General features: G+C 30.3%; 7 protein-coding genes. 6 read left to right on the top strand and 1 reads right to left on the bottom strand.

The features are described 5' to 3' along the window. Positions 1-18: 18 nt before the first annotated feature. Positions 19-1,647 carry a recombinase family protein gene (locus JWF52_RS10595; protein ID WP_208333532.1) on the bottom strand — a complete coding sequence of 543 codons (1,629 nt, stop codon included), beginning with the start codon at positions 1,645-1,647 and terminating at the stop codon, positions 19-21. Positions 1,648-1,818: 171 nt separating this feature from the next. Here JWF52_RS10595 and JWF52_RS10590 point away from each other — a divergent pair, with 171 nt between their 5' ends. From JWF52_RS10590 to grdF, 6 genes are all read left to right on the top strand, one after another. Continuing rightward, positions 1,819-2,058 carry a hypothetical protein gene (locus tag JWF52_RS10590; protein WP_208333531.1) on the top strand — a complete coding sequence of 80 codons (240 nt, stop codon included), beginning with the start codon at positions 1,819-1,821 and terminating at the stop codon, positions 2,056-2,058. A 283-nt stretch (positions 2,059-2,341) separates the two neighbouring features. Next, entirely contained in the window at positions 2,342-3,721 is a 1,380-nt protein-coding gene (locus JWF52_RS10585) for a sigma-54 interaction domain-containing protein (RefSeq protein WP_208333530.1), read from the top strand. A gap of 292 nt (positions 3,722-4,013) precedes the next feature. Continuing rightward, positions 4,014-4,751, top strand: a complete 738-nt coding sequence (locus JWF52_RS10580) for an isochorismatase family protein (RefSeq protein ID WP_286184110.1) — start codon at positions 4,014-4,016, stop codon at positions 4,749-4,751. A gap of 132 nt (positions 4,752-4,883) precedes the next feature. Next, positions 4,884-6,281 carry a dihydropyrimidinase gene (gene hydA, locus JWF52_RS10575; RefSeq protein ID WP_208333529.1) on the top strand — a complete coding sequence of 466 codons (1,398 nt, stop codon included), beginning with the start codon at positions 4,884-4,886 and terminating at the stop codon, positions 6,279-6,281. 50 nt (positions 6,282-6,331) lie between these two features. Beyond that, positions 6,332-7,618: a sarcosine reductase complex component B subunit alpha gene (gene grdG, locus JWF52_RS10570; RefSeq protein ID WP_208333528.1), complete on the top strand. Its 1,287-nt coding sequence runs from the start codon at positions 6,332-6,334 to the stop codon at positions 7,616-7,618. 21 nt (positions 7,619-7,639) lie between these two features. Beyond that, positions 7,640-8,953: a sarcosine reductase complex component B subunit beta gene (gene grdF, locus JWF52_RS10565; RefSeq protein WP_208333527.1), complete on the top strand. Its 1,314-nt coding sequence runs from the start codon at positions 7,640-7,642 to the stop codon at positions 8,951-8,953. Positions 8,954-8,972 lie beyond the last annotated feature (19 nt).

The raw sequence follows: 8,972 nt of genomic DNA, 5'->3' as shown, positions 1-8,972 counted from the left end.
ATAGCTTCTGCTTTGTGTTTAAAAATGCAACTTTGAGTTTATTTTATCGGTAGGGTTTAGTGAATTTAATTGAGGATTAAAGCCAACATAGTTAATTATTAAAGTATTATTACTAGAAGACCAATCCACGGATTCTAGTATGGAATTTAATAATAGTTTTTTCTTATCTACATTAGCATTATCAATCTCATCATTGAATCTATTTAGATTGTTTATTAAAACATCTAAGTTTAAATTTGAATTGTTTATTTCTTGAGTATGACTTTTTAAAGAATCAAGTTCAGATTTTAAATTTAATATTTCATTATTAAGCATTTCTATTTTTTTAATTATAAAAGAAGAAGCTAAGCTATCTTTAAATTTAGCTAATTGCATAACTAGATTATCAACAAGTTTTTCTTTTTCTTTCATAGTTGAACTTAATGAGCTTATTTTTATGTCTAGATCTTTATTGTTTTGTTTATTAATTAATTTAGATTTTTTATATTCTTTTATCATGGATTCTACATTTACATTTTTTATACGAGAAATTACTAGTGGCTCGATTATATCAGCTCTTATATTTTTACAGCTACAAGCAGATTTACCAAGTGTTTTTTTCTTTCCACATACATAATAAATGATAGTTCCATTAGCTGAGCTTTTATATGATAGTCTCATACTTGATCCACATATTGAACATTTTAAAATGCCTGAAAGTAAAGTATTAGATCCAGTTCCAGCCCTAGGAGCTTTATTACTATTAATATCTAATAATTGCTGCACTTTAATCCAATCTTTTGCGCATATAACTCCTTCATGGTTAGCTAAAGCGGCAATAGGAGTAGAGCTATTTTTAGCATATGTTAATAGACCATGTTTATTATCAGGAAATCCTATAACATCAAAATGTTTACTTCTCAAATAGCTAAATACTTCTTCAGTTGCATTTACATATGCAGGATTTCTTAATAAGGTAGAAACTGAGCTAGGAGAGAAGCTACCATCGTAAGGACCTTTTATACCATTTTCATATAAATGTTTATGGAGTTTAGTTAGAGATCCAAGTTTAATATACTTATTGAAAATGTATTTAACAACTTCCATACTTTCTTTATCAGTTTCTAATTTATACATTTTACGTTGTGTCATATTTTCATCAAAATATGTTATGCAAGAAGATTTGAATCCATAAGGGGTTCTTCCACCTAACCATCGTCCGGTTTTTGCTAATTCATACATATTATCCCTAACGCGTTCGGCGATAGTTTCACGTTCTAGCTGTGCAAATACGGATGAAATATATAGCATGGCTCTTCCCATTGGAGTTGATGTATCGAATTGTTCTTTGATAGATACAAAGTCAATGTTTAATTTATTTAAATGTTCTATTAAAGATGAAAAATCTGATATATTTCTTGAGATTCTATCTAAGCGATAGCACACTAAACAGTCAAATTTTTTACTATTAGCATCAGATAGTAACTTTTTAAACATAGGTCTATTCGTATTACTTCCAGAATAACCTTCATCTTGATATACATATATATCATCCTTTGAAACAGAGTAGTGAGAATTAATGTAATCATTGCATAATTGGATTTGATTTTCTATTGACTCTCCTTTCCCTGTGAATACGGATTTACGAGAGTATATAGCTATTTTCATTTATTACCTCCATTTTTTAACCTAGATATATATTATAATATAAGGATTTACTATATTTTGTTAACTTATATAAATATATAAATCATTTTAATATAAAAACATAACTAAGGTAACAAGACACAGTTATATTGAATATCGTAGTATAAAAGGATTCGCAGGGAGGATGACTTTATGCGTATTAGTTCAGAAGATATAAAAGTAAAAGTAAACTATCCAGAAGATAGCTATTGGAATGATGAAATAGAGAGTATAAAGGCAAAGTGGATACTAGATCAACAGTTAGAATTATATGGAGAAGAGAATTTAGTACTAGCGTATCAAATATGGATTTCTATTAAGGAGATAGAAGATACAGGGGCTACATATGAACAGGCTAAAAAGATTGTTTTTAAACGATATATAGACAGATAGGATAAATTAACAGATTATAAGCTTAATGGCATATTTAGTACTAACAAGTATAGTGTTAATTAGTAGCAATACCATTGATTATATTAACAAGAATAAATTTAATATATAAAATATAAGCCCTAAGTCGTGATTAATGACATAGGGCTTATATCTTATAATTTACGTAATTATTCTACTCTTAGATAATATCGTCTATAGCTAGAGGATAAGATGTTTATTAATAGAATAAATTATGAAGTAGATAATTTATAAATAGTTACCAATAATAAAGGAGGAGTAAATATTGAATAGTAGCTTTTATAAGTATGCCATTGACTCATCTTATGATGGGATATTAATTACAGACGGAGAAGGAAACATAATATATGTAAATTCACAGTATGAAGATATTACAGGTTTAAAAAAAGAGGATATTATAAATAAGAATCTTTTAACTCTTTTAAATAATGGAATTATAAATAAAGCAATATCTTTAGAAGTTTTAAAAAATGGAAGGTCTATTTCTACAACACATAGATATATAACTGGAAAGTCAGCTATTAGCTCTGCAAAACCTATTTTTGATAATAACAGAAAAATAATAGGTGTCATAAATAATACTAGAGATATGGAAGATCTTGCAAAGTTAAAAGAAGAGATTAAGGAATATATTGCTAAAGAGAAAAAAGCAAATCAGAAGATAATAAATTTAAAAAACTTAATAAATAAAAGTGAAGATTATATATTTACAAGTAAAGCAATGAAAAATACAGAAAATCTTGCTTCTAAAGTAGCAATTTTTGATTCAACAGTTATGATATATGGTGAATCAGGTACGGGAAAAGAAGTATTAAGTAAGTATATTCATAGCCAAAGTTTAAGAAAAGATAATATATTTATAAAAGTAAACTGTGCAGCAATACCAAAGGAATTATTTGAATCAGAACTATTTGGATATGAAAAAGGAGCTTTTACAGGAGCTTCTACTAATGGGAAAATAGGATTTTTTGAACTTGCAAATGGCGGAACTTTATTTCTTGATGAGATAGGAGAGTTAGAATTATTAGTACAATCAAAATTACTTCGTGCTCTTCAAGAAAAAGAAATTACTAGAATAGGTGGGAAAAATAGTATTAAACTTGATATAAGAGTCATTGCATCTACAAATAGAAACTTGGAACAGGAAGTTGAAAATAAAAAATTTAGACAAGACCTTTACTTTAGACTTAATGTTTTTCCAATTACAATACCTCCTCTTAGAGAAAGGCGTGAAGAAATAGAAGTATTTATAAAATATTTCATTAAAAAGCTTAATAATAAGTATAAGACAAATAAAGAAATATCTAAAGAAGCCATGAATTATCTTTTAAGATATGATTATCCAGGAAATGTTAGAGAACTTGAAAATTTAGTAGAATATCTATTTATTTTAAGTGAAAAAACAATAGAAGTAGAAATGATACCTGGAAAAATTTTATCGCAAATAATGATTTCCGATTATAAAAGTGGTAGTAATCTTATAAAGAAAGAAAAACTAAATTATCTTATGGGACTATATGAAAAAACAATAATAGAAGATACAATTTCAAAATATCACACCTTAGAAGAAGCCTCAGCAGTTTTGGGAATACACTACTCTACCTTATCAAGAAAAATGAATAAGTATAAATTAAAATTTACATAAAATATAAAATAAAATTTATAACCTATATATAAATTTGGGATAAATCTATGATTTATTTTGAAAAAATGCAAAAAAAGGTTTTCTTTTGCATTTATAATAAAACTACAATATTAATGGATAAGACATAAAATAATTTAATTCATTTGCAAAATTGCAAATGAATTATTACTTTATAACAGAAAAATAGCTTTATAGCTTAGTTTTCAACTTTATTTATTTTTGGCATGAACCTTGCTATATATAAAGACAAAGGAAACATTCCTTAAAAATAAATAAGGGGGAATATTTTATTATGAAGAATAAGGATTTTAAATTTGTTGATAATTATCAATTTGATGAGGAACTATTAAGAAAGGCATTTGATGAAGCAAGGGAAGTTTACAAAGAAAGAGGATTTATGAGAAAGATGGGTTATGGTAAAGCACCAGCTATAACAACTGTTGATATGGCTAAGGCTTGGATGAGTGAAGGTCATCCATTTACTTGTGATAAATCTGAAGAAGTTTGTGCAGAGGCACTTAAAGTTTTAGAAGCAGGAAGAAAAGCTGGAGTACCAATATTTCATACTACAACTGGATATGTTGGAGAAAAACAATGGGATCTTCCAAGATGGGATGAAAAAATACCTATGAGTGCTCTTGATATTAACACTGATTGGTTGGAAATAGATCCTAAATTAAAGCCAAGACCAGAAGAGCCAGTTATACATAAAAAATATGCATCTAACTTCTTTGGAACTCATTTAGCTCAAACTCTTAATTACTTAGGTGTAGATACATTAATAGTAATGGGAGCTACTTCTTGTGCATGTGTTAGACATACAGTAATGGATTCTACAGGATACGGATTTAAAACGATAGTTCCAAGAGGAACAATTGGCGATAGAGTTCCTGGAGTTATTGAATGGAACTTATTTGATATGGAAGCTAAGTTCTGTGATGTTGTTTCTGTTGAAGAGGTTGTTGAGTACTTAGAAGGGATAGACTCAAGTGTATATACTAAACCATCTAGAAAGTATGATAATAAATAGTATTAAAAGTAAATAACAAATAATTTACTAACATAGGAGGTACATAATATAAAGTGCCTCCTTTTCAAATTTTAGAAACGGGATGAGAACTTGCTAAGTGAGCCAAGTAATTTTTAAATGGGAGGTATGTATATGGGTATAGTTATTAAAAATGGTACAATTTTATCTGCTAATGACGAATTTGTTTCAGATATCCTTATAGAAGGAGAAAAAATTATAGAAATTGGTCTAAACTTATGTGAGGATGGTCATGAGGTAATAGATGCTACTGATAAATATGTAATTCCAGGTGGAGTAGACGAACATGTACATATGGGTTCTTTTGCTACACTTTCTTTTGAAACATCTCATGCAGCACTTGTAGGCGGAACAACTACTATAGTTGACTTTGCTCCTCAGATTAAAGGTAAAGGTATAATTGAATCTATTGATATACAAAATAAAGAATTTGCAGATGGAAAATCATCATCTGATTACTCATTCCATGGAATGGTTATGGATACTAATGAAAGTTTGCTAGAGGAAATTCCAAAGATGGTTGATGCAGGTATTACAACTCTTAAATTTTTTATGGCATATAAATATACTCCTTTTATGGTACCGGATGATTTAATATTTAAAGGTATGCAAATAGCTAAGGATTATGGAATAACTATTATGGTTCACGCTGAAAATGGAGATATGGTATATACTCTGCAAAATCAGTTATTATCTCAAGGGAAAACTGAGCCAGTTTATCACGCATATTCAAGACCTCCTATTGTTGAAGATGAAGCTACACAAAGGGCTATTTATCTATCAGAACTTGCTGGATGCCCTTTATTTGTAGTCCATGTTTCATCAAAAGGAGCGATGCAACATATTAAAGCTGCTAATGAAAAAGGATTACCAGTATACGGAGAAACTTGTACTCATTATCTAACTCTAAATCAATCCTTCTTAGAAAAACCAAACTTTGAGGGTGCTAAATATGTATGTTCACCAGCACTTAGAACAGATGAACATATTGATGCTATGTGGGATGCAATAAAAAATAATTATTTGCTTGCTGTAGGTTCAGACCATGCAGCTGTTAAAGGTGGCTTTGAAAAGAAAAAAGATGGTCTTAATAATTTTGCAAAAATTCCTAATGGTTGTCCTAGTGTACAAGATAGAATGGTTATGCTTTGGACTCAAGGAGTTGAAAAAGGAAAAATTTCAAAACAAAGATTTGTAGATATATTTGCAACTACACCTGCAAAAATAGTAGGACTATATCCTCAAAAAGGAGCTATACTTCCAGGTTCAGATGCAGATATTGTAATATATGATCCTTCTTATAGAGGAACTATTACACATGCTGATAGTTATGAAGGAACTGACTATGCAGCTTTTGAAGGATTTGAAAGATATGGAATAGCTGATAAGGTATTTTTACGTGGTAGCCTTGTAGCACAAAGAGGAAAATTTGTAGGTGAAAAAGGTAAGGGAAAATATATTAAACCAAAGCCATATGCGCTATGTTATGAAGGCGTTAAGATAAAAGATTAATACCTAAAAATAGCAAACAAGATATCATATAAACAAAAGGGGGTATTTTAATGAAGTTAGAATTAGGTAAAATATTTATAAATGATGTACAATTTGGAACAGAAACTAAGGTAGTAAAATCAACTCTATACGTAAATAAAGATGAAGTTGAGAGATTAGTATTAGAAGATGAACGAATAAAAGAAGTTAAAGTTGAGTTAGCTAGACCGGGTGAGTCAATTAGAATTGCTCCAGTAAAAGATGTCATAGAGCCAAGAGTTAAAGTAGACTCTGAAAGTGGAATATTTCCAGGGATTATAAGTAAGGTTAAAACAGTAGGAGAAGGAAGAACTCATGCATTAATTGGAGCTTGTGTAGTAACTTGCGGTAGTATAGTAGGTTTTCAAGAAGGCGTAATTGATATGAGCGGACCAACTGCAAAGTATACACCATTTTCAAATACAAATAATATTTGTATCGTAGTAGAGCCTAAGGAAAATTTAGAAACTCATAACTATGAGGCAGCTGCAAGAATAGCAGGTCTTAAAGTTGCTACATATATAGGGCAATCAGGTAAGGAAGTAGAGCCAGATGAAATAGTAACATACGAAACAAAACCATTAGCAAAGCAGATAAAAGAATATGAAAATCTTCCTACAGTAGCATATGTTCACATGTTACAATCTCAAGGGCTTTTACATGATACCTATTACTATGGAGTAGATGCTAAGCAAATGGTTCCTACATTTATGTATCCAACAGAAATCATGGATGGGGCTATAATATCAGGAAATTGCGTTGCACCTTGTGATAAGGTAACTACCTTCCATCACTTAAACAATCCAGTTATAGAAGACTTATACAAAAGACATGGGAAAGATTTAAACTTTGTAGGAGTTGTATTAACCAATGAAAATGTGTTTTTAATGGATAAAGAAAGAAGTTCTGATATGGTTGCAAAGTTAGTTGAATACTTAGGAGTAGATGGAATTATCATAACAGAAGAAGGATATGGAAACCCAGATACAGATTTAATGATGAACTGTAAAAAATGTACTAACGTAGGTTGTGATGTTGTATTAATAACAGATGAGTTTCCTGGAAAAGATGGAAAGAGTCAATCAGTAGCAGATGCAACTAAAGAAGCTGATGCATTAGTGTCTTGTGGTCAAGGTAATTTAGTAGTACATTTCCCAGCTATGGATAAAGTAATAGGTACTTTAGAGTATGTAGAGATGATGATAGGTGGATATAAAGGTTGTATTGAAGAGGATGGAAGTATGTATGCGGAGATTCAAATAATCATAGCTTCGACCATAGCAAATGGATACAACCACCTAGCAGCTAGATACTATTAATATTAAATAGGGGGGAATTTTATGAGTAAGTTAAGAGTAGTTCACTATATAAACAATTTCTTTGCGGGAATTGGAGGAGAAGAAAAAGCTGATATAAAACCTGAAAAAAGAGTTGGAGTAGTAGGTCCTGGAATAGCTCTTCAAAAGTCATTAGGTGAGGAAGCTGAAATAGTAGCAACTGTAATCTGTGGAGATTCATATTTTGGAGAAAATATTGAAGAAGCTAGTAAAGTATTATTAGAAATGATAAAAGAGGAAAGACCAGACATATTTATAGCAGGGCCAGCTTTTAATGCAGGTAGATATGGAGTTGCTTGTGGTAGTATATGTAAAAAAGTTGAAGAAGAATTAAATATACCGGTAGTTACAGGAATGTATGTTGAAAATCCAGGCGTTGATATGTTTAAGATTGATTTATATATAGTATCAACTAAAAGCTCAGCAGCAGATTTAAGAAAATCTATCCCTAAAATGGCAAGTATTGGTATAAAGTTAGCAAAAGGTGAAGAAGTAGGTCCACCAGAGGTTGAAGGTTATATTCAAAGAGGAGTAAGAATTAACTACTTCCATGAATTAAGGGGTTCTGAAAGAGCAGTAGAAATGTTAGTTAGAAAAATGAATAAACAAAACTATATAACAGAGTATCCTATGCCAGAGTTTGATAGAGTTGATCCTGCTAAAGCAATAGTTGATATATCAAAAGTAAAGGTTGCATTAGTTACATCAGGAGGTATAGTTCCAATTGATAATCCAGATAGAATAGAATCTTCAAGTGCTACAAAGTATGGTATATATGATTTAACAGGAATGGACTCTATGTCAAAAGACGATTTCACAACAATACATGGAGGATATGATAGAGCTTATGTGTTAGAAAATCCTAACTTAGTAGTCCCACTTGATGTTTTAAGAGAGTTAGAAAAAGAAGGTGTAATAGGAGAGTTAGCTAACTATTTTGTAACTACAACAGGTACGGGAACGAGTGTTGGCAATGCTAAAAGTTTTGGAGAAGACTTTTCTAAGAAATTAGTAGCAGATGGTGTTAAAGCTGTTATACTTACTTCTACGTGAGGTACTTGTACACGTTGCGGTGCAACGATGGTAAAAGAAATAGAAAGGGCAGGAATTGCTGTAGTTCATATATGTACAGTAGTACCAATTTCTTTAACGATAGGTGCAAATAGAATAGTACCAGCAGTAGGTATACCATATCCACTAGGGAATCCAACTTTAAGTGATGTAGATAGCAAGAAAATAAGAAGAAACTTGGTATTAAGGGGATTAAAAGCACTTCAAACAGAAATAGATAATCAAACAGTATTTGAATCTAATTAAAATAAAAATCAATATAAGC

Origin of the sequence: Clostridium sp. CCUG 7971, assembly GCF_017590215.1 — a bacterium.
Taxonomy (GTDB): domain Bacteria; phylum Bacillota; class Clostridia; order Peptostreptococcales; family Peptostreptococcaceae; genus Faecalimicrobium.
Note: the sequence above shows the minus strand (reverse complement) of the source record. Positions and strands in the feature narration are given on the sequence as shown.

Bases quoted from the DNA above. Each gene is read 5' to 3' on its own strand.
- JWF52_RS10595 (WP_208333532.1), bottom strand. From the start codon at position 1,647: ATGAAAATAGCTATATACTCTCGTAAATCCGTATTCACAGGGAAAGGA.
- JWF52_RS10590 (WP_208333531.1), top strand. From the start codon at position 1,819: ATGCGTATTAGTTCAGAAGATATAAAAGTAAAAGTAAACTATCCAGAA.
- JWF52_RS10580 (WP_286184110.1), top strand. From the start codon at position 4,014: ATGAAGAATAAGGATTTTAAATTTGTTGATAATTATCAATTTGATGAG.
- hydA (WP_208333529.1), top strand. From the start codon at position 4,884: ATGGGTATAGTTATTAAAAATGGTACAATTTTATCTGCTAATGACGAA.
- grdG (WP_208333528.1), top strand. From the start codon at position 6,332: ATGAAGTTAGAATTAGGTAAAATATTTATAAATGATGTACAATTTGGA.